This window comes from Klebsiella spallanzanii, assembly GCF_902158555.1.
GTDB classification, from domain to species: Bacteria; Pseudomonadota; Gammaproteobacteria; order Enterobacterales; family Enterobacteriaceae; genus Klebsiella; species Klebsiella spallanzanii.
The window spans coordinates 628,483-648,668 of record NZ_CABGGS010000001.1 but is presented as its reverse complement, the minus strand read 5'-3'; the positions used below and the strand labels follow the sequence as shown (position 1 = coordinate 648,668).

The 20,186-nt window shown below is 56.0% G+C and carries 18 protein-coding genes; 11 read left to right on the top strand and 7 right to left on the bottom strand.

Features of this window, described 5'->3' with window-relative positions:
• Window positions 1-126: 126 nt before the first annotated feature.
• The 7 genes from FN082_RS03160 (at window position 127) to FN082_RS03130 (ending at window position 10,001) form a co-directional block, all read left to right on the top strand.
• Window positions 127-1,080 (top strand): aldo/keto reductase, encoded by a 954-nt coding sequence (locus tag FN082_RS03160; protein ID WP_139538558.1) that lies wholly within the window; start codon window positions 127-129, stop codon window positions 1,078-1,080.
• A 339-nt stretch (window positions 1,081-1,419) separates the two neighbouring features.
• Window positions 1,420-2,502 carry a YncE family protein gene (locus FN082_RS03155; protein ID WP_139538559.1) on the top strand — a complete coding sequence of 361 codons (1,083 nt, stop codon included), beginning with the start codon at window positions 1,420-1,422 and terminating at the stop codon, window positions 2,500-2,502.
• Window positions 2,503-2,548: 46 nt separating this feature from the next.
• Window positions 2,549-4,771 carry a TonB-dependent receptor gene (locus FN082_RS03150; protein WP_142981123.1) on the top strand — a complete coding sequence of 741 codons (2,223 nt, stop codon included), beginning with the start codon at window positions 2,549-2,551 and terminating at the stop codon, window positions 4,769-4,771.
• Between the two features lie 140 nt (window positions 4,772-4,911).
• The gene (gene pheP / locus FN082_RS03145; RefSeq protein ID WP_142981122.1) at window positions 4,912-6,288 is read left to right on the top strand and encodes a phenylalanine transporter; all 1,377 of its coding nucleotides are present in this window, start codon (window positions 4,912-4,914) and stop codon (window positions 6,286-6,288) included.
• A gap of 314 nt (window positions 6,289-6,602) precedes the next feature.
• Window positions 6,603-7,808: an MFS transporter gene (locus FN082_RS03140; RefSeq protein ID WP_185932100.1), complete on the top strand. Its 1,206-nt coding sequence runs from the start codon at window positions 6,603-6,605 to the stop codon at window positions 7,806-7,808.
• Window positions 7,809-7,824: 16 nt separating this feature from the next.
• Window positions 7,825-8,847, top strand: coding sequence for a sugar phosphate isomerase/epimerase family protein (locus FN082_RS03135; RefSeq protein WP_139538563.1), 1,023 nt, complete (start codon window positions 7,825-7,827; stop codon window positions 8,845-8,847).
• A gap of 2 nt (window positions 8,848-8,849) precedes the next feature.
• Window positions 8,850-10,001 (top strand): Gfo/Idh/MocA family protein, encoded by a 1,152-nt coding sequence (locus FN082_RS03130; RefSeq protein WP_142464052.1) that lies wholly within the window; start codon window positions 8,850-8,852, stop codon window positions 9,999-10,001.
• 39 nt (window positions 10,002-10,040) lie between these two features.
• Here the strand turns inward: FN082_RS03130 and FN082_RS03125 are convergent, their stop codons facing one another.
• Window positions 10,041-10,457 carry an Exc2 family lipoprotein gene (locus tag FN082_RS03125; RefSeq protein ID WP_139538565.1) on the bottom strand — a complete coding sequence of 139 codons (417 nt, stop codon included), beginning with the start codon at window positions 10,455-10,457 and terminating at the stop codon, window positions 10,041-10,043.
• Window positions 10,458-10,574: 117 nt separating this feature from the next.
• Window positions 10,575-11,324, bottom strand: a complete 750-nt coding sequence (locus FN082_RS03120) for an SDR family NAD(P)-dependent oxidoreductase (RefSeq protein WP_110273205.1) — start codon at window positions 11,322-11,324, stop codon at window positions 10,575-10,577.
• Between the two features lie 181 nt (window positions 11,325-11,505).
• Here FN082_RS03120 and FN082_RS03115 point away from each other — a divergent pair, with 181 nt between their 5' ends.
• Entirely contained in the window at window positions 11,506-12,411 is a 906-nt protein-coding gene (locus FN082_RS03115) for a LysR family transcriptional regulator (protein WP_139538566.1), read from the top strand.
• Window positions 12,412-12,481: 70 nt separating this feature from the next.
• Window positions 12,482-13,462 (top strand): LacI family DNA-binding transcriptional regulator, encoded by a 981-nt coding sequence (locus FN082_RS03110; protein ID WP_139538567.1) that lies wholly within the window; start codon window positions 12,482-12,484, stop codon window positions 13,460-13,462.
• Between the two features lie 2 nt (window positions 13,463-13,464).
• Here FN082_RS03110 and FN082_RS03105 read toward each other — a convergent pair whose 3' ends face one another.
• Both FN082_RS03105 and FN082_RS03100 read right to left on the bottom strand, forming a co-directional pair.
• Window positions 13,465-14,709, bottom strand: coding sequence for a mechanosensitive ion channel family protein (locus FN082_RS03105; RefSeq protein WP_139538568.1), 1,245 nt, complete (start codon window positions 14,707-14,709; stop codon window positions 13,465-13,467).
• A gap of 77 nt (window positions 14,710-14,786) precedes the next feature.
• Window positions 14,787-16,214 (bottom strand): MFS transporter, encoded by a 1,428-nt coding sequence (locus FN082_RS03100; protein WP_142981121.1) that lies wholly within the window; start codon window positions 16,212-16,214, stop codon window positions 14,787-14,789.
• A gap of 109 nt (window positions 16,215-16,323) precedes the next feature.
• Between FN082_RS03100 and FN082_RS03095 the strand changes: the two genes are divergently transcribed.
• Entirely contained in the window at window positions 16,324-17,190 is an 867-nt protein-coding gene (locus FN082_RS03095) for a helix-turn-helix transcriptional regulator (protein WP_139538570.1), read from the top strand.
• A gap of 15 nt (window positions 17,191-17,205) precedes the next feature.
• On the top strand, window positions 17,206-18,234 hold the full coding sequence (locus tag FN082_RS03090; protein ID WP_142981120.1) for a DUF2157 domain-containing protein: 1,029 nt from the start codon (window positions 17,206-17,208) through the stop codon (window positions 18,232-18,234).
• A gap of 166 nt (window positions 18,235-18,400) precedes the next feature.
• Here the strand turns inward: FN082_RS03090 and nfsB are convergent, their stop codons facing one another.
• From nfsB to FN082_RS03075, 3 genes are all read right to left on the bottom strand, one after another.
• Complete coding sequence (gene nfsB / locus FN082_RS03085; protein WP_142464064.1) at window positions 18,401-19,054, bottom strand: oxygen-insensitive NAD(P)H nitroreductase; 654 nt, start codon at window positions 19,052-19,054, stop codon at window positions 18,401-18,403.
• A gap of 118 nt (window positions 19,055-19,172) precedes the next feature.
• Complete coding sequence (locus tag FN082_RS03080; RefSeq protein ID WP_139538573.1) at window positions 19,173-19,541, bottom strand: MmcQ/YjbR family DNA-binding protein; 369 nt, start codon at window positions 19,539-19,541, stop codon at window positions 19,173-19,175.
• Window positions 19,541-20,122 carry a TetR/AcrR family transcriptional regulator gene (locus tag FN082_RS03075; RefSeq protein WP_142464065.1) on the bottom strand — a complete coding sequence of 194 codons (582 nt, stop codon included), beginning with the start codon at window positions 20,120-20,122 and terminating at the stop codon, window positions 19,541-19,543. Before FN082_RS03075 ends, FN082_RS03080 begins: the two co-directional genes overlap by 1 nt.
• Window positions 20,123-20,186: the final 64 nt, after the last annotated feature.

The window sequence follows — 20,186 nt, the reverse complement described above, 5'->3', positions numbered from 1 at the left end:
TTCAAGCTTCCTTTTCTTACTATCATTTCTGACCTTTGGCATTTCCTGAAAGGACACAGAATATAAGCGTTACCCTATATAATTCGCGTTGCGTGAAGTATGACGGGTAAATAAGGAGTGAACGGCATGATGACACGTCCCTTGGGCAAAACCGGATTTTCCATCGCCCCGTTGGTGTTTGGTGGCAACGTTTTTGGTTGGACCATCGATGAAAAAACCAGTTTTGCCATTCTTGATGCGTTTGTAGACCACGGCTTTGATGCTATCGACACGGCGGATGTTTACTCCCGCTGGGCGGACGGTAACCAGGGCGGCGAGTCCGAAACCATTATTGGCCGCTGGCTACAGGCGCGGCCAGGCATGCGCGATAAGGTGAAAATTTTCACTAAAGTCGGTTCCGATTTAGGCCTTCCCGGCCATAAAGGACTGAAAAAAGCCTGGATCCAGCAGGCGGTAGAAGATTCGCTGCGCCGCCTGAACACCGATTATATCGACCTCTACTTTTCCCACTGGCCGGACCCGGAAACCCCGATTGCCGAAACCCTCGACGCGTTCCACGCCTTACAGCAGGCGGGAAAAATCAGCGCGATGGGGGCGTCTAATCTTGACGCACAGCAGCTTTCGAGCGCGCTGGAAGTGTCGCGCAAAAGCGGTCTGCCGGCCTGGCAGGTGCTGCAGCCGGAATACAATCTTTATCATCGTTCGGCCTTTGAAGGCGCGCTCTGCGACCTGTGCATCAGCCGCGATATCGGCGTGGTGACCTACTACAGCCTAGCGTCCGGCTTCCTGACCGGTAAATACCGTCAGCAGTCCGATCTGGCGCAAAGCCAGCGCGGCGGCGGCATCGGTAAATACCTCAATCCGCGCGGGCTGCGTATCATCGATACTCTGGTTGAGGTGGCGGAACAACAGAATGCTAAACCTGCCGAAGTCGCGCTGGCCTGGCTAATGAGTCGTGAAGGCGTAACGGCCCCTATTGCCAGCGCCACCAGTATCGCTCAGGTGGAGAGCTTTGCTCGTGCTGCTGCGCTGAACTTGAGCCGCGAACAGCTGGCGCGTCTGGATACCGCCAGCGCATAGTTTCCTGTGCCGGAGCCTGTTGAGTTCCGGCGCTTTTCCCTCAGCGTTTTGTCTTGCATTTTTTCTCTTCTTCAGCGAATACCACTACTCCGAATACCTTTCACCGAAAAATGAAACGTTTTTCCATTCGCTAAAAGCCATCCTTGATTACATTAAGATAATGAGTATAGTTCTCATTCTTCTTTTTGTTTGCAGGCTTTCAGGGAACTACCTGCCTCAGTGACTGCTCACAGGGAAACTTCGAAGGCGTAGGGTGGGGCTCGCTAACGCAAGACCGAAAAAGAGAACATCGGCGGCGGAGTCACCATCGGATCATTGATTTTGTTCAGGATTGATCTTATGAAATACACTCTTCCGGCGTTGGCGCTGGCTATCTCTGCTGTCTTAAGCGGCTGCGCCGCGACTCATACCTCTCCCGTTTCTCAACCTGTTGCCGAACAAAAAGCGGAAAATGCCGTACAACCGCTGAAACGCGAGCTGGCGGAAGGCTTGTATGAAATGGCGCTCAGCCCGAAAGGTGATGCGCTGTATGTTGCCAGCGCTGAAGGCTTTAAAGATGTGCAGGGCGGCGCGGTGTACAAGCTGGATCCGGCAACCCTGAAAACTATCGGCATGACCCACACCGATCTGAAAAACTTTGCCGTACAGCTCAGCCCTGACGGCAGTACGCTGTTTGTCACCAACTCGCTGGACGGCGGCATTAGCGCTATCGACACGGCCAACGGCAAAGTCCAAAAACGCCTGCTGTTTAGCGAACGCAATAAAGAAGGTTTCCCGTACGGTGCGCGTCAAATCCTGCTGCTCAATAACACCCTTTACGTTGGCGCAGTCGCCGATCCGGCGCAAATCTGGGTCGTTGATGCCGATACCCTGAAGCTGAAAGCGCGGATCAAAAACACCGGTAAATGGATGACCGGCCTGCACTATTCCGCACAAACCGAACGGCTGTACGCGGCAAACGGCAGCGGTGAAATCCTGGTGATTAACCCGCGCAATAACCGTATCGAACACCGCTGGAAGCCGCTGGGCGATAAACCGGCGCTGCTGCTGAACATTGCTGAAGATAGCGCCACCGGTCGTCTGTTCGTCACTGATAACTCCAAAGCTAAAACCACCCTGGTACTCGATATTCACAGCGGCAAGGTGATTAAGCAACTGGACGTGGGCGACTCGCTGGCGGTGCAGTTCAATCCTGAGCGCAACGAGATTTATATCTCCCAGCGCGAATCCGGCAAGGTTATCAGCCTCGATGGCACCAGCTACGCGCTGAAAAAGTCGTGGGATATTCCGGCTAACCCTAACAGTCTGCTGGTTTCCGCCGACGGACAAACGCTGTTTGTCACCGTTAAACAGCCGTTCAACAAAGATCATTCGACGAAAGGGCCGGACAGCGTTGTCCGCATTGACCTGGCCGCGAAATAAGAAATTTGGGCCCGAAGGCGGGCCCTTTGTTTGACTTTCCTCACCTATGGGACAAATTATGCTTACCTCTCACTATTCGGCTTTCCCGCTACGGAAAACGCTGCTGGCGTTGACCATTGGCGCTATTACCCATTCAGCCACGGCGGCGGAAAACGACGCTGAACGCAAAAAAACAGAAGAAACCATGGTCGTCCGGGCGACTTCCGACAGCGATTTTAAATCCGGCGGCGATCTGGTGGTGCCCGCCTATCTGGACGGTCAGGTAGCGAACGGCGGCCGTCTGGGGATGCTCGGTGAACAAAACGCGATGGACGTTCCGTTTAGCATCATCGGCTATACCTCGAAGCTGATTCAGGACCAGCAGGCGAAAACCATTACCGACGTGGTGAGCAACGATGCCGGAGTCCAGCCGGTGCAGGGCTACGGTAACTATGCCGAGACCTATCGTATTCGCGGCCTCAAATTCGACGGCGATGATATGACCCTGAGCGGCCTGTCCGGCGTGGTGCCGCGTCAGGTGATGGATACCGCCATGCTTGAGCGGGTTGAGATTTTTAAAGGCGCGAACGCCCTGCTCAACGGTGCCGCCAGCTCCGGCGTCGGCGGGATGATTAACCTGGAGCCGAAGCGTGCGGAAGATACCCCGACCGCCAACGTTGGCGTGGACTATACCTCTGATTCTCAGGTCGGCGGTTCGCTGGATTTAGGCCGTCGCTTTGGTGACGATAACCAGTTCGGCGCGCGGGTGAACCTGGTACATCGTGAAGGCGAGGCGGCGGTCGAGAATGACAAGCGCAGAACCACTCTGGCTGCTATTGGTCTCGACTACCGCGGCGAGCGCTTGCGCAGCTCTTTTGATTTTGGCTATCAGAAGAAAACGTTCCACGGCGGCCCGATGGGGATCAACATCAAGGGCGTCGATTTTATTCCGCGTCTGCCGGGCAATACCCATAACTACACGCAAAAATGGGCTTACAGCGATATCGAAAATGAGTTCGGTATGCTGAGAATGGAATACGACATTGTCGATAAATGGACTGCCTATGCGTCGCTGGGCGCTCAGCATGCCCATGAAATTGGCCTGTATAGCGCTTCGAAGCTTATCGATCGAGAAGGCAACGCCACGGCGGGTCGTCTGGATACCAACCGCTATATTGATACCGCCAGCGGTATGGCCGGGATACGCGGCGAGTTCGCTACCGGTTTTGTCTCGCACAAAGTGAACGTCGGCTATTCGGCGAAAACTCAAAACGACCAAACTGCGTGGCGGATGTCTAATTCTGCGGATAACCCACTGGTGAATATTTACAATACCCAGCAGGTACCGCCGCCACCGAGTTCTTCTTCCGGTGGTAAAGGTGGCGACTATTACGATCCGCTGACCAGCGGCCGTACCCGTACGCAGGGCTGGCTGCTGAGCGATACCCTGGGCGTGCTGGACGATACGCTGCTGTTTACCGCTGGCGCGCGCCATCAAAAAGTGGTGGTGCGTAACTACGATAAAACTACCGGATTACAAACCGACGACAAATTTGATGACAGTCGCTGGATGCCAACTTACGGGCTGGTCTACAAACCGTGGGACGTGATTTCTTTATATGCTAACCATACTGAGGCTCTGCAGCCCGGAGGCCGGGCGCCAAATTCGGCCGAAAACTATGGGGCAACCGTTGGGATTATTCACTCCAAACAAAACGAAGTGGGGGTGAAGGCGGATTTTGGCCGTATTGGCGGCTCGCTGGCGCTGTTTGAAATTAAAATGCCGTCAGCGGTCCTTGATAGCCAGGGCTATTATGGCCTTAACGGCGAGCAGCGTAACCGCGGCGTTGAATTTAACATCTTCGGTGAACCTTTATATGGCCTGCGTCTTAACGCCAGCGCCACCTGGCTGGATGCCGAGCTGTCGAAAACTGAGAAGGGCCTGAATGACGGTAAGGAAGCGATTGGCGTGCCGGGGTTCTACGCGGTGCTAGGCGCAGAGTATGATATCAAGCCCATCGACGGTCTGACCGCCACCGCGCGCCTCAACCATTCCGGTTCGCAGTATGCCGATCAGGCGAACACCAAGAAGATTGATAGCTACACCACCCTGGATCTCGGCGTGCGCTATCGCCTGGCGCTTAACGAGAATCAGAACCAGATGACGGTACGGGCGGGGGTGGATAACGTGACGGATGAGAACTACTGGTCCGGTGCTGATGACAGTGGAACCTATTTGTTCCGCGGTGAGCCGCGGACGTTCAAGGTTTCGGTCGGCTACGAGTTCTAAGCAAAACGCTGGGGCGGGCAGGGCAGCTCGCCCCTTGTGATAAATCAATGAACGTATGAAGCCAGGGCATCTGCGGCTTGAAGTATGACGGGTATAAGTGTTACAAGGTGCCCCTTCATATAAACACACAGGGGATCGACGTGAAAGACGCGTCAACGTCGTCGGATGCCGTAGAGGAAAGCGGCCCGACGCTTCACCGCGGTTTACAGAACCGACATATCCAACTTATCGCCCTTGGCGGCGCCATCGGTACCGGCCTGTTTCTCGGCATTGGACCAGCGATTCAAATGGCGGGACCGGCCGTACTGCTCGGCTACGCCGTCGCCGGGATCGTTGCCTTTCTGATTATGCGCCAGCTTGGCGAAATGGTCGTTGAAGAACCGGTTTCTGGCTCCTTTGCCCACTTTGCTTATAAATACTGGGGTCCATTTGCAGGTTTTCTTTCCGGCTGGAACTACTGGGTGATGTTCGTGCTGGTGGGGATGGCAGAGCTGACCGCCGCCGGGATCTACATGCAGTACTGGCTACCGGACGTGCCGACGTGGATTTGGGCCGCCGCTTTCTTCATTATTATCAACGCAGTCAACCTCGTTAACGTTCGCCTGTACGGCGAAGCGGAGTTCTGGTTTGCGCTGATTAAAGTGCTGGCGATTATCGGCATGATTGGCTTTGGCCTGTGGATGCTGTTCGGCGGACACGGCGGCAGCAAAGCGGGGATCGATAACCTGTGGAAACACGGCGGTTTCTTCGCCACCGGCTGGCACGGGCTGATTATGTCGCTGGCGGTGATCATGTTCTCCTTCGGCGGTCTGGAGCTTATTGGCATCACCGCCGCCGAAGCGCACAATCCAGAGAAGAGCATTCCGAAAGCGGTTAACCAGGTGGTGTACCGTATTTTGCTGTTTTATATCGGTTCGTTGGTGGTTCTGCTGGCCCTTTATCCGTGGGTGGAAATCAAATCCGACAGTAGTCCGTTCGTGATGATTTTCCATAATCTCGACAGTAACCTAGTGGCTTCTGCGCTGAACTTCGTCATTCTGGTGGCTTCGCTGTCGGTCTATAACAGCGGCGTTTACTCCAACAGCCGGATGCTGTTCGGCCTGTCGGTACAGGGCAATGCGCCGAAGTTTCTTGCTCGCGTCAGCAAGCGCGGCGTACCGGTCAACTCCCTGCTGCTGTCCGGTATTATTACTTCGCTGGTGGTGCTGCTTAACTACCTGCTGCCGCAGAAAGCCCTCGGCCTGCTGATGGCGCTGGTGGTGGCGACGCTGCTGCTGAACTGGATTATGATCTGCCTGGCGCACCTGAAATTCCGCGCTGCCCAGCGGCGCAAGGGGCGTGAGTCGAAGTTTAAAGCCCTGCTGTCGCCTGCCAGCAACTATTTTTGCATCGCCTTTCTGGGGCTGATCCTGGTGCTGATGTGCACGATCGACGGTATGCGTCTGTCGGCGATTCTGCTGCCAGTGTGGATCCTGTTCCTGTTTGTGGCCTTTAAAACCCTGCGCCGCCCGGCGTAGTGCGTGACAGCCCCGCCGTCCGGCGGGGCTATACCCGTCATACTTCAATTTGCATGTGCGTTGGCTTTCCTCGCTCACCCCAGTCACTTACTTCAGTAAGCTCCTGGGGATTCCCTGCGTTGCCGCCTTCCTGCAACTCGAATTATTTAGGGTATACATTGCCTTTTATTGTGATCTTCTTCGCGCTTAGCGCATTTTCCCCGCGATCTTCTTTTTGTAATCGATTACTTTTATTTTGAATCTATTTTGTAATCGATTACTTTATTGGGGCGGTCAACATGGTAACTACAACCGAAGGTCGTGAAAGTGTCCGCGTGACGCACCGTTTTCTGGTGCCGCGGCTGTCGTTAATGATGTTTATGCAGTTCTTTATTTGGGGGAGCTGGTCGGTGACGCTGGGCCTGGTGATGACCCGCTATGAGATGTCATTGCTGATTGGCGATGCGTTCTCCGCCGGGCCGATTGCGTCGATTCTCTCGCCGTTTGTGCTGGGAATGCTGGTTGATCGCTTCTTTGCTTCGCAGAAGGTAATGGCGGTTATGCATCTGGCCGGGGCGGTGATTCTGTGGTTTGTGCCGCAGGCGCTGGTAGCGCAAAACGGTGCGCTGCTGATTGGCCTGCTGTTCGGCTACACCCTGTGCTATATGCCAACGCTGGCGCTGACTAATAATATTGCGTTCCACAGCCTGGCGAACGTCGACAAGACTTTTCCGGTGGTCCGCGTTTTTGGCACCATCGGCTGGATTATCGCTGGTATCTGCATCGGTGTGACCGGTATTTCCGATACCACCGGGATTTTCACCCTGGCGGCGCTGTGTTCAGTGGTACTGGCGATTTATAGCCTGACGCTGCCGCACACGCCGGCCCCGGCGAAAGGGACCCCGGTGCAATTTCGCGATCTGCTGTGCGCCGATGCTTTCGCGCTGCTGAAAACGCGCCACTTCCTGATTTTCTCCCTTTGCGCCACGCTGATCTCTATTCCGCTGGGCACCTACTACGCCTACACCGCGTCTTATCTGGCCGACGCTGGCGTCGTGGACGTCAGCACCGCGATGTCCTTCGGTCAGATGTCAGAAATCTTCTTCATGCTGGTGATCCCGCTGCTGTTCCGCCGCCTGGGCGTTAAGTACATGCTGCTGATCGGCATGGTAGCGTGGTTTGTGCGCTATGCCTTCTTTGCGCTGGGCGTTAGCGAAGAGGGGCGGTTCCTGCTCTATCTGGGCATCCTGCTGCACGGTGTGTGCTACGACTTTTTCTTCGTGGTCGGCTTTATCTATACCGACCGCGTGGCGGGCGAGAAGGTTAAAGGTCAGGCGCAGAGCATGATTGTGATGTTCACCTACGGCATCGGCATGCTGCTCGGGTCGCAGATCTCCGGCGCGCTGTATAACCATCTGGTCGCAGGCCAGACCGTGCCGCAGGCGTGGGTCACTTTCTGGTGGATCCCGGCGGTGGCCGCTGCGGTTATCGCACTGATTTTCCTTTTCTCTTTCCAGTACAACGAGAAAGAGCAGCATTAATTTTTCAGGAGGTGGTATGAAAACGATCAAGGGACCGGGCATTTTTCTGGCGCAGTTTATCGGCGCGCAGGCACCGTTTAATACACTGGAGGGTGTAGCGCAATGGGCTGCTGATTTAGGCTATAAGGCATTACAGATCCCCTGTAACCATCCGGCGATTTTCGACGTCGAACGTGCGGCGGTGAGCCAGACCTATTGCGATGAGGTGAACGGCAAACTGGCGGAACAGGGGCTGGCGATCAGCGAGCTTTCAACACACCTCGAAGGGCAACTGGTGGCCGTGCATCCGGCTTATGACGAGGCCTTTGACGCTTTTGCTCCCGCCGCGCTGCGCGGTAACCCGCGGGCGCGCCAGCAGTGGGCGGTGGAGAAAGTACGTCAGGCAGCGGCGGCTTCCGCGCGTTTGGGGCTAAAAGCACATGCCACCTTTTCCGGAGCGCTGGCGTGGCCTTATTTTTATCCGTGGCCGCCGCATAACCAGCCGCTGCTGGATGAAGCTTTTGACGAACTGGCCCGGCGCTGGCGGCCTCTGCTTGATGTATTTGACGAGCAGGGCGTGGATTTATGCTACGAAATTCATCCCGGCGAAGACCTGCATGATGGCGTGACCTTTGAGCGTTTCCTGCAACGCCTTGATAACCATCCGCGCTGCAATATGCTCTACGACCCCAGCCACCTGCACCTCCAGCAGATGGACTATCTGGCGTACATCGATATCTATCACTCACGAATAAAAGCGTTTCACGTCAAAGACGCGGAATTCCGCCGCAGTGGGCGCAGTGGGGTCTATGGCGGCTATCAGAACTGGCAGCAGCGGGCAGGGCGTTTTCGTTCGCTGGGCGACGGGCAGATCGATTTCAAAACGATTTTCAGCAAGCTTACCGAATACGATTTTGACGGCTGGGCGGTGCTGGAGTGGGAATGCTGCCTGAAGGACGCAGAGGTTGGTGCGCGCGAAGGCAGCGAGTTTATTCGCCGCCATATCATCCCGGTTTCCGGGCGGGCGTTTGATGATTTTGCTGTGGGCGGGGAGGATTGAGGATGATTCAGGTTGGCATTATTGGCTCCGGGTTTATTGGCCCGGCGCATCTGGAAGCGCTACGCAGAGTGGGCGATATTGAGGTGGTCGCGCTGTGCGACGGTAGCCTGGTGCTGGCCCAGCAAAAAGCGCGACAGCTTAACGTGGCTAACGCCTACGATAGCGTGGAGGCAATGCTGGCGCATCCGGGTCTACAGGTGGTGCATAACTGCACGCCGAACCACCTGCACGCACAGATTAATCGGCAGATTTTGGCCGCCGGGCTGCACGTCTTTTCTGAAAAGCCGCTATGCATGACGCCGGAAGAGGCGCGTGAGCTGGTGGCGCTGGCGGAAAATGCCGGGGTGATCCACGGGGTTAGCTTTGTCTATCGCCAGTTTGCCATGGTGCAGCAGGCGGCGGCGATGATGCGCAATGGCGATGTCGGGAGGCTGTTTGGCGTACACGGCAGCTATCTCCAGGACTGGATGCTGCTGGAAACCGACTACAACTGGCGGGTCGATTCGGCGCAGGGCGGCGCATCGCGGGCGGTGGCGGATATCGGCTCCCACTGGTGCGATACGGTACAGTTTATGACTGGACGGCGCATCGTAGAGGTGATGGCGGATCTGTCTATCGTCTGGTCGACGCGCAAAGCGCCCGTTGCCGGGGATGCCACTTTTAGCCAGCATAGTGATGATGTGCGTTATGAAGAACGTCCCGTCGATACTGAAGATATGGGGTCGGTACTGTTCCGTTTTGATGATGGCAGCAAAGGCTGCTTCACCGTCTCGCAGGTGAGCGCCGGGAGAAAAAATGGTCTGACGGTAGAGATCAACGGCAGTCAATGCTCTCTGGCCTGGGATCAGGAAGTGCCACAGCGTCTATGGATGGGGCATCGCCAGCGGCCAAACCAACTGCTGAGCGACGACCCGAACCTGATGCTGGGTGAGGTCGCCGCCAGCGCTCATTTTCCCGGTGGGCATATCGAAGGTTGGCCCGATGCCTTTAAAAATATGATGCTGAGCTTTTATCAGGCGGTTCGCGCCGGAAAAATGCCGGAAGAGCGGTCGCGGCGCTTTGCGTCGTTTTATGAGGGCGCGGACGTGATGTACATCGTTGATGCGATAGTGAAAAGCCATCAGCAGCAGCGCTGGGTTAAAGTGGCAAGGTAACGGGAGAGACTGCGGTGCGCATTTCGCGCACCGGCTGAATTATTTCACGCCAAGATAACCATCGAGATACGCTCCGGCCAGCTCGTTACCGAACAGCACGGCGTCTTTATCCTCCATTGCGTTGTCCCACTTATCGTTAGCGTTGCCGTTGAAAGAGTGTTGCGTCTTTGTGCCTTGCGCTGCCTGCTGCTTGATGGAATCAGCGGTGCGGCGGGCATCGTTTTCGCTCATGCCTGACGCCTTATCTTTCTGGCCCTGGGCATATATCTCGGTAAAGTTTGGCAGATTTAAACGGTAATTTTCCTGACGGTTAGTGGCGAAATTACCGCCGACAAAATCGGTGCGGTGTGAGACAAAATAGTAAGCGTGGCGCTCCGGCGAAGATTTTGAGGAGGTGCAGCCGGAGAGAGCGGCCAGAGAACAGCTGAATGCGATAATCGCTATTTTTAGTTTCATTGATGACATCATCCCTAATTATTTAGAATATGCACTCTGGATAATTTGAGTACAGGAAAAACAGCACGGTAGCACCCGAAGACCCATTTATCCAGGGGTCTTCAGGTATCGTATTTTTTAGATCTGCGCCAGCCCGCCATCAACGTAGATTTCAGATGCGTTAATAAAGCTTGCGTCGTCAGAAGCCAGGAAAGCGACAGTTTTCCCTACTTCCTCCGGCTCGCCAATGCGCCCCAGCGGTACGTCGGCGGCCAGCATATCAAAGAGTCCCTGGCGCTGCTCTTGCGCGACAAGCCCCCCCAGACCCGGTGTACGCACTGGCCCCGGACTGACCACATTAACGCGGATACCGCGATCCTTCAGGTCCAGCGCCCATGAACGGGCCAGATTACGCACGGCGGCCTTACTGGCGCTGTATACGCTGAAATTCGCAGTTCCTTTGACCGCCGCCGTAGAGCCGGTAAGGATGACGGAAGCACCCTGCGTCAATAGCGGCAAGGCCTTCTGAACGGTAAACAACACGCCGCGCACGTTGGTGCCGAAAATACGATCGAAGTGCTCTTCTGTTATGGCGCCCAGCGGCATCATGTCGCCGCCGCCCGCATTGGCAAAAAGCACGTCCAGTCGTCCCGATTCGCTGGCAATGGTCGAAAACACGCCATCCAGGTCGCTTAAAATGGAGGCATCGGCACGGATCCCTCTGGCTGCGGGACCGATTAACGCCACCGCAGCGTCAAGCTCCTCCTGGCGGCGGCCGGTGATGTACACCGTCGCCCCCTGATTTGCCAGTTCCTGTGCTGACGCAAGGCCGATACCCGAGCTGCCGCCGGTGACTAACGCGATTTTTGCCGAAAGTTTTTTACTCATGATGCACTTCCTTAACTAAAGTATGAATATGCCAATTGAGTCATCGACTTACAGTGATAACCTGGCGGCTAAGTACGGTTGTCACTGTACCGTCAGCCACGGGTGCAAAAAACGTAGTAATGTGAAAAACACTCTTCACACCTATGAATAATCGCCGACTGCTATCAGGAAAAAGCGAATAATGGATCGGTTTTCAGCCCTCAAAGTCTTTACGCGCGTTGTCGAAGCCAACAGCTTTACCCGGGCCGCAGACTCGTTGAATATGCCCAATGCCACCCTCAGTAAAGCGATTCAACAGCTTGAATCTCATCTTGGCGTTTGCTTGCTGCAACGTACAACCCGACGCATTACCGTTACGCCGGAAGGGCGCGAGTACTATGAAAAAGCGGTGCGTATTCTTAAAGACCTGGACGAGATTGACGCCTCATTTAGAGCTTCTCGCAATAAGCCAAAGGGCCATCTGCGCGTCTCGGTAGGAGGATCAACCGCCCGCGATGTTCTGATCCCTCTGCTGGCTGGCTTTATGGCGACCTATCCGGATATCCGCATTGATCTGGCGGTAGCTGACAGCCCCATGGACCTTATCAGCGGCAACATCGATTGTGCGATAAGAGGAGGGCCGCTGGATGACTCGACGCTTATTGCCCGAAAAATCGGTGAAGCGACGATAATTACCTGCGCCACGCCGGGTTACCTCAAGCTCTACGGTATTCCCGCTTATCCTGATGAATTGAAGAACGGACACCGGCTTGTCAGCTATTTGTCTCCCGCCAGCGGAAGAGCCTTTCCATTTCGCTTTGAGGACAATGGCATTACCCAGGAGATCAAAACGGAATATCACCTGGGTATAAATGAGAGCAATGCCCATATTGCGGCAGCGGAGGCTGGGCTGGGTATTGTGCAGACCTTCTCCTACTCTTTGAGAAATGAGCTGGCGAACGGAACACTGGTGGAAATACTCAGCAAATGGCGTCCGGCCTCTTATCCATTTCACATTGTTTATGCGCAGAATCGACACGTTACGTCCCGGCTACGCGTATTTGTCGAATGGCTTGTGGAGACGTTTCCGGCGGCGGTAAAAGGGTAATTGACCACAGGAACCAGAGAATTATGATAGCCTGCGAAATATAACGTCTATTGCAGGAAATGCAGTCTCTATGTCAATTCAGAAAATCGCTCGCCTGGCGGGTGTCTCGGTGGCGACGGTATCGCGGGTGCTGAATAACAGTGATACCGTTAAAGCGAAGAATCGCGAGCGTGTGTTGCAGGCGATTAAAGAGAGTAACTATCAGCCTAATCTGCTGGCCCGTCAGCTGCGAACGGCTCGTAGCTACATGATTCTGGTGATGGTCTCTAATATTGCGAATCCCTTTTGCGCTGAAGTGGTCAAGGGGATTGAAGAAGAAGCGGAAAAGCACGGCTACCGGATCCTGCTGTGTAACTCCGGGTCGGACCTGGCGCGTTCTACCTCTGGCCTGCAACTGCTTTCCGGAAAAATGGTTGACGGCATTATCACCATGAACGCGCTCTCCAGCCTGCCGGAGCTCACCACCATGATTGGCGATGCGCCGTGGGTCCAGTGCGCGGAATATGCCGACAACGGCAGCATCTCCTGCGTCGGTATTAACGATGTTGATGCGGCGCAGGGGGCAGTTTCCCGGCTGGTCGACAGTGGGCGTCGACGAATTGCCCTCATCAACCACGATCTCAGCTATCGTTACGCGCGCCTGCGCGAGCGCGGCTACAAAAGCGTGCTGCACGTACGCGAACTGGCGTATCAACAGGTCACCTACGCCAGCGACCTTAGCGCCGCAGCCGGTACCCGGGCGATGGAAATGTTGCTGGTGCAGAAAGAGAAACCGGATGCGGTATTTGCCGTTTCTGACTCGCTGGCGGCAGGTGCGCTGCGGGCCATTGCGCAGGCCGGACTGCGGGTGCCGGAAGATATTGCGCTGATTGGTTTTGATGGCACCGAACTGGCGGAAGTGGTCTCGCCGCAGCTGACAACCGTAGAACAGCCTTCGCGCGAGATTGGCCGTACCGCCGTGACGCTACTGATGAAGAGAATCGACAATCCTGACGCTGCCGTTGAGCGGGTGATGATGGACTGGCGCGTGATATCCCGCGCCAGCACCTGAGCTTAGTCGGATACCGCGCCCGCCAGCGAGCGAATATCGTTGCCGGTGGGGGACTGGTGAATGCGCAGGCCGAACTCATCAACCACTGCGAACACGTGGTCGAAAATATCCGCCTGGATGCTTTCATATTCTGCCCACACCACGGTATTGGTGAAGCAGTAAATCTCAATCGGCAGGCCGCTGGCGTCCGGGGCCAGCTGGCGTACCATCAGCGTCATATCTTTGCGAATGCGTGAGTGATTGCGTAAATACTCCTGCAAATAGGCGCGGAAGGTGCCGATATTGGTCATCTTGCGCTGGTTCAGCACCGATTGGTCGGTCGCATTTTGCTGATTCCAGGCGCTAATTTCCTGATGACGGGAATCCATATACGGCTTCAGCAGTTTGGCCTGAATTAAGCGCTGCTGCTCTTGTTCATCGAGAAAATGAATGCTGGTGGTATCGATATTCAGGCTGCGCTTTATGCGTCGACCGCCGGATGCGGACATGCCGCTCCAGTTTTTAAACGAGTCGGACACCAGCGACCAGGTCGGAATGGTGGTAATGGTATTATCCCAGTTGCGCACCTTCACCGTGGTCAGGCCGATGTCGATCACCGCACCGTCAGCGCCGTATTTCGGCATTTCCAGCCAGTCGCCGAGCTTGAGCATATCGTTGGCGGAGAGCTGAATGCCGGCCACCAGGCCGAGAATCGGGTCTTTGAATACCAGCATTAATACCGCGGCCATCGCGCCGAGGCCGCTAATCAGAATCGCCGGAGATTGGCCTATCAATAATGAAATAACCAGAATGCCGACGATAATCGCGCAAACCAGCTTTATCCCCTGGAATATCCCCTTAAGCGGAAGCTGAGAGGCGGTGGCGAATTTCTGCGATAAATTGAACACCACGTCCAGCAGTGAGAAGAAGGACAGCATCGCGTATATCATCACCCACAGCTGCGCGCAGGTGGTGAGTATTTCCGCAGCCTCGCTGCCTTTTTGCAGCCATAAAACCGCCTGGACGTTGACGATAATCCCTTGCAGGGTAAAGGCCAGACGATGAAACAGTTTGTTCTGCGTGATGATTTGCAGCCACAAATGGCTACTGGCCTGCGCCCGTTTTTCGAAGGTACGCAGCACCACTTTGTGCAGAATAAGGTGAACGACAACTGCCGTCAGAAGAATAATGCCGAAGATAATAATGAGTGAGGTGGTGGGGGTTATTTCGATGCCTAATGCGGCGATTTGCGATATTAATTCCTGCATAACGTCTCCTTTACATCCAGCGGTTATGATGACCGCTGGATGACTATTATGCAAATCGCAGGTTACGCAGATGTGAATTATGAAGCCGCTACCGCCGGATGCACGTTCAGATGATGGCGCAGGCATAGCCCGATAACACCCAATATCAACATCATTACCACCTCAACCGCCAGAAAATCGATTAACGCCTGCGGATAGTCGCCGCCGCTGCGGTGGGCGAGGGTTAAAAATAGCGAACCAAGAATCGCCGGGCCAAGTCCCAGCGTCGCTTGTTGCAGGGTGCTGAGAATCGCACTCCCGGCCCCGGCGTCACAGGCGCTGATATCGCGCATTCCGATGCGGTAAAAGCTATTGACGATCAGCGCCTGCCCGTAGCCGATAAGCGCCGTGGACGGCACCAGAGCCAGAGTAGAGGTTTGCGTTCCGAGGTGATAAAACGTGGCGCTCAGCAGCAGCAGGCCGACAATCTGCACCGACAGGCCAATCAGCAGGATGCGCCCCATGCTGTAGCGGGCAATCAGCTTCGGCGCGTACAGCGCAGAGATGAAATAGGCCACGCCGAGGGCGATAAAGCTGTTGCCGGACTGCCATGGCGCCATTCCCAGGCCTGCCTGCATGGTCAGCGCCATACAGAACATAAACCCGGACCAGGCGCTGAAAAAGAGCAGGGCAATGGCCATGCCAAAGCGAATGCTGGTGAGCTTCAGCAGGCGGGGCGGCAATAACGGTTGTTCGCCGCGCTGCTGTTTGCCCAGCGCGCTGGCTCGCATCCACAGCAGCAGCGGCAGCACGGCGACTAGCATTAGCTGGAGTGCCCACGGCCAGTGCAGTTCCGGCCCCAGCGCCATCGGGAACAGCAGGCAGCAGAGGATCAGCGCAAGGCTGAAAGTGCCCTGCCAGTCGATACGCGAATGCGCTTCGCGCCGGGTCTCGGGGACGTAGCGCGGGCTAAAAGCCAGCACCAGCAGGCAGATTGGCACGTTGATAAAGAACGCATTTCGCCAGCTTAAACCGGCGATGTCCGCCGATACCAGCCAACCACCGCCCATCTGGCCGACGATAAACGCGATACCGCCAATGCCGCCGTACAGGCTGATGGCCCGAGCGTGGGCGGTGCCTTTGAGGGTGATATGCAAAGTGGCGAGGATCTGCGGCACGATCAGCGCCGCACCGGCACCCTGTAAGGTGCGTGCCGCCAGCAGGGTATGAATGGAATTTGCCATCCCGCACAGCAGGGAGGCGATGCCAAAAATCGCTACACCCCACATAAACAGACGGCGGCGGCCATAGTTATCGCCAAGTTTGCTGCCCATCGCCAGACAGACGGCAAAGGCGACGCCGTACAGCGCGACGATCAGTTCCAGTTGGGTGGCGCTGGCATTCAGTGATTGGGTGATCGAATCCAGCGCGACATTAGCGATCGAGGTATCGATCAACGGCAGCATCTGGCCGGTCAGCAGCAGTAATAAACCGGCACGGCCGGGCGAAACAGCAGACGAATTCATCGGATCTCTCCATTGCGTCATTCAGCGGATAGCCGTAGCATCACCGATAATTTAAACGGGTACCAGTTCCTGCCTATACTGGTATTAGTACTACCATGCTGGAGGTTTTATGACGACGATGCCGCAACGAGAATCGGTGGTCACCGCGCCAGATGACAGTCGTAAACAACTGGGGGCGTTTCTGCGCGCCCGGCGCGAAAGCCTCGACCCGCAGCGTCTGGGGCTGCCGCGCGTCGGACGGCGGCGAACGCCGGGTCTGCGCCGGGAAGAGGTGGCGATGCTGGCGGACGTTGGCGTCACCTGGTACACCTGGCTGGAGCAGGGGCGGGAAGTGAATCCGTCTGAGACGGTGCTGGTGGGGGTAGCGAATGCGTTGCAGTGCAGCCCGCTGGAGACCCGGCATCTTTTTGTCCTGGCCGGGTTGACCCCGCCGGAAGCCACTCAGGTCACGGTATGCGAAGGCATCAGCCCTGGTACCCGGAGGATGCTCGATAGCCTGATGCCGCAGCCCGCCAGTATTCAGAAGCCGAGCTTCGATATTGTGGCGTGGAACGACAGCTTTTGTCGGCTGATGGGTATCGACTTCGCCACGATCCCGGAAGAGGATCGCAACTGTATTTATCTGTATCTGACTAATGAAACCTGGCGCAGCCGCATTGAAAATCGCGATGTGCTGGCGACGTTTGTCTCTTACTTTCGCGCGGCGATGGCGGAGCACCGCGGCGACCCGCTGTGGGAGAATAAACTGGCGCGCTTTTTCGCCGCTTCGGCTGAGTTTGAGGCGCTGTGGCATCAGCGCTACGAGGTGCGCGGGGTGGAGAATCAGGTGAAAAACTTTAACCATCCGCAGCTCGGACGCTTCAGCCTGCAGCAGATGTACTGGTATTCGGCCCCGCGCAACGGCTCGCGTCTGCTGGTCTATTTACCGATGGATGAAGCGGGCGAGCAGGCGCTGGCGTGGCTGGATAAACAATAATGACAAGGAATGCCTATGAACATTACCCGTAAAGAGCAACGCATCATTCAGCGCACGCTGGACGCCTGGCAGAACAGCGGCGAGTTAACACCGGAGGATGGCCAGCGATTGGCGCAAACGCTGCACGTTTCCCCCTTCGACTGGCAGCGGCTGAGCCGCTACGCTTTCTGGACCGCGCTGGCCTGCGTGCTGGTGGCGCTCGGCAGCCTGTTTGCCGACAGCGATCTGATTGAGTATCTGCTTAGCCTGTTTAGCAGTTCGGCGCTGACGCGGATAATTCTGCCCACGCTGCTCGCGGCGGCCTGCTACGGCTGGGGTTTTCGCCGCCAGCGGCGGGAAACCCAGTGGCACTACAGTACCGAAGCGATTCTGTTTCTTGGCGTGGTCTTTACCGCCGTGGCGTTATGGCAACTGGGTGAGCGCCTGGATACCGGCAGCGGCCATATCGCGCCTCTGTTCCTGGCCGGATGTGTGATTTACGGCGCGATTGGTTTCTTTGCCCGCTCCGGGCTGGTATGGCTATTTTTCCTGCTGTCGTTGGGCAACTGGTTTGGTGCAGAAACTGGCTACGTTTCGGGCTGGGGTGCCTACTGGTTGGGCATGAGCTATCCGATTCGCTTTGTGCTGTTCGGCGGCGCGCTGCTCGCGCTCTGCTATGGCGCGCAGAAATATTTACGCGAGCGTCAGCTGTTTACCGTCAGCAAAGCGATGGGCCTGACGTATCTGTTTATCGCCCTGTGGATCCTGTCGATTTTTGGTAACTACGATCTGGATAGCTGGTCCAGTATGTCGCAAAGGCAGCTGCTGCCGTGGGGCCTGCTGTTCGCCGTAGCGGCAGGGATCTGTATTTATATCAGCCTGAAAACCGACGATGGCATGCTGCGCGGATTCGGCCTGACCTTCCTGGCTATCAATCTCTATACCCGCTTCTTCGAGTTTTTCTGGGACGGGATGCATAAGGTGGTGTTCTTCCTGATCCTTGCCGTTTCGCTGGCGGTGATTGGCCGCTATGCGGAGCGCATCTGGCACGCCGGGGAGCGGTAGTTAAGGTGGGGGTCTCCTGACTGCAAAATTCTGCGGTGTATCCCCGGGAGCGGCGCTCGACGCGCCTTGCCCGGGCTACGAGTTAGTATAGTCGGTGGTTTTGTAGCCCGGATAAGGCGACAACCGCAATCCGGGGATTATCCTGGCGTAAAAGAAAACCAGAGAATTAAATCTCGGTGATCGTCGTTGCCTGCGGCAGGCGGGATTTCGGCAGGGCGGCGTTGAAGTCTTCAACGCTGTGATGGCCGACCGGCACTACCACCAGGCTGGTGTAGCCCTGGGCTTTCAGGTCGAACTCGGCATCGAGAATCGCGAAATCGACGCCTTCAATCGGCACCGCATCCAGACCCATTGCCGCAACGCCAAGCAGGAAATTACCGACGTTCAGATAAACCTGCTTCGCCATCCACTGGTCGTCATCGTGCAGGTCTTTGCGGTGCATATCGGCAAAGAAGGTGCGACCTTTGTGGTTTGCGGCTTTGGCTTCAGCATTAGCAAAGCGGCCATCGGCCTCTTCCTGATTTACTACGCGCTCAAGCCAGGCGTCATCCATCGCGGTTTTGGCGCAGAAAACCACCACGTGGGATGCGTCGAGAATTTTACGTTCATTAAAGACGTAGGTGCCGCTCGCTGCTTTAGCAACGCGCGCTTTACCTTCATCGCTGCTGGCAACGATAAAGTGCCACGGCTGGGAGTTGGTGCTTGACGGACTGTACTGCAGCAGCGTTTTCAGGTTTTCCGCCTGCTCGGCAGTTAGCTTTTTGGTGGCGTCAAATGCCTTGGTGGAGTAGCGCTTTAAGGCAACCGATACGATATCCATACTCTTCCTCACTGTTTACAACCCCTTGCGGGTGCGTTTCGTGCAGGAAGAGTACAGCGATGTTGGGGAAATGATAAGGGGCAAAAATGCGATAACACTTATCGCGCTGCGCTGAAAATCACGCCGGGCGCAGGCGCTGCTGCTCTTTTTTACTGAGGGTATCGACTATCAGGTTCCACGAATCATTAATCAGCTCCGCCAGCAGGCCTTCACTGATATCCTCGCCGGGAATCACCGAGATCCAGTGCTTTTTGTTCATGTGATAGCCGGGCTCAATACTGCGGTAAATCTCCTGATGAAGCAGAGATTTCTGCGGGTCGCACTTCAGGTTGACCAGCGCACGGCCATGCGCCGTCATCGTCAGCATAAAAATCCGCCCACCGACTTTAAACACATCGCACTCCGGGCCAAACGGCCAGCAGTGCTCGGTAAAGGGAAGCTCCAGTGCGATACGGTGCGCGTGGTCATGCAGCGAGCGGTGGTCCATTAGTGATTGTCCTCGGCAAGCGCCTGCCACATGGCTTCAAAGCCCAGCTCGACAAAACGAACAGCGCGATCCGGCTCGTGGCTGGCGTATTCAATGGTGGTTTCGGCCAGCGAAAGAAACAGCGCATCGCCGAAGGTACGGTATTCGTCGGATTGAAAAACGGGTTTGATTGAGCGCTGACACAGCTCGTTAAGCTCGGGGAACATCTCTTTGACGCGGTTGCGGGTTTCGTCGGTGATCCTCTCGCTGAGCGCCATCCGGCGAATCGCTTTATGTTCCATCGGATTACGCACGCCCCAGCCGATATAGCTGTTCCAGATATTGCGGGTGTTCTCTTTTGGCCGGATCTCGTCTGGGTTGAGACCGGCTATCATAGTCTGAACCAGGTCAGATTTGATGGTCAGATAAAGCTCGTTGAGCAGATCGTCCTTGGTGGCAAAATAGCGAAACAGCGTCCCCTCAGCAACCCCGGCGCTGCGGGCGATGGCGGAGGTTGAGGCGGCGATTCCCGATTGGGCAAAGGCGGCGGTTGCGGCCTCCAGTAACGCTTGCTTTTTATCTTCACTCTTAGGACGAGCCACTACACTTTACCTCACACGTTATAAAAACCTGATCTAAGCATGCCTGGCATGGGCACTGCAACGC

Coding starts and splice junctions, on each gene's coding strand:
- FN082_RS03160 (WP_139538558.1), top strand. CDS start 127: ATGATGACACGTCCCTTGGGCAAAACCGGATTTTCCATCGCCCCGTTG.
- FN082_RS03155 (WP_139538559.1), top strand. CDS start 1,420: ATGAAATACACTCTTCCGGCGTTGGCGCTGGCTATCTCTGCTGTCTTA.
- FN082_RS03150 (WP_142981123.1), top strand. CDS start 2,549: ATGGGACAAATTATGCTTACCTCTCACTATTCGGCTTTCCCGCTACGG.
- FN082_RS03135 (WP_139538563.1), top strand. CDS start 7,825: ATGAAAACGATCAAGGGACCGGGCATTTTTCTGGCGCAGTTTATCGGC.
- FN082_RS03130 (WP_142464052.1), top strand. CDS start 8,850: ATGATTCAGGTTGGCATTATTGGCTCCGGGTTTATTGGCCCGGCGCAT.
- FN082_RS03125 (WP_139538565.1), bottom strand. CDS start 10,457: ATGAAACTAAAAATAGCGATTATCGCATTCAGCTGTTCTCTGGCCGCT.
- FN082_RS03120 (WP_110273205.1), bottom strand. CDS start 11,324: ATGAGTAAAAAACTTTCGGCAAAAATCGCGTTAGTCACCGGCGGCAGC.
- FN082_RS03115 (WP_139538566.1), top strand. CDS start 11,506: ATGGATCGGTTTTCAGCCCTCAAAGTCTTTACGCGCGTTGTCGAAGCC.
- FN082_RS03110 (WP_139538567.1), top strand. CDS start 12,482: ATGTCAATTCAGAAAATCGCTCGCCTGGCGGGTGTCTCGGTGGCGACG.
- FN082_RS03105 (WP_139538568.1), bottom strand. CDS start 14,709: ATGCAGGAATTAATATCGCAAATCGCCGCATTAGGCATCGAAATAACC.
- FN082_RS03100 (WP_142981121.1), bottom strand. CDS start 16,214: ATGAATTCGTCTGCTGTTTCGCCCGGCCGTGCCGGTTTATTACTGCTG.
- FN082_RS03095 (WP_139538570.1), top strand. CDS start 16,324: ATGACGACGATGCCGCAACGAGAATCGGTGGTCACCGCGCCAGATGAC.
- FN082_RS03090 (WP_142981120.1), top strand. CDS start 17,206: ATGAACATTACCCGTAAAGAGCAACGCATCATTCAGCGCACGCTGGAC.
- nfsB (WP_142464064.1), bottom strand. CDS start 19,054: ATGGATATCGTATCGGTTGCCTTAAAGCGCTACTCCACCAAGGCATTT.
- FN082_RS03080 (WP_139538573.1), bottom strand. CDS start 19,541: ATGGACCACCGCTCGCTGCATGACCACGCGCACCGTATCGCACTGGAG.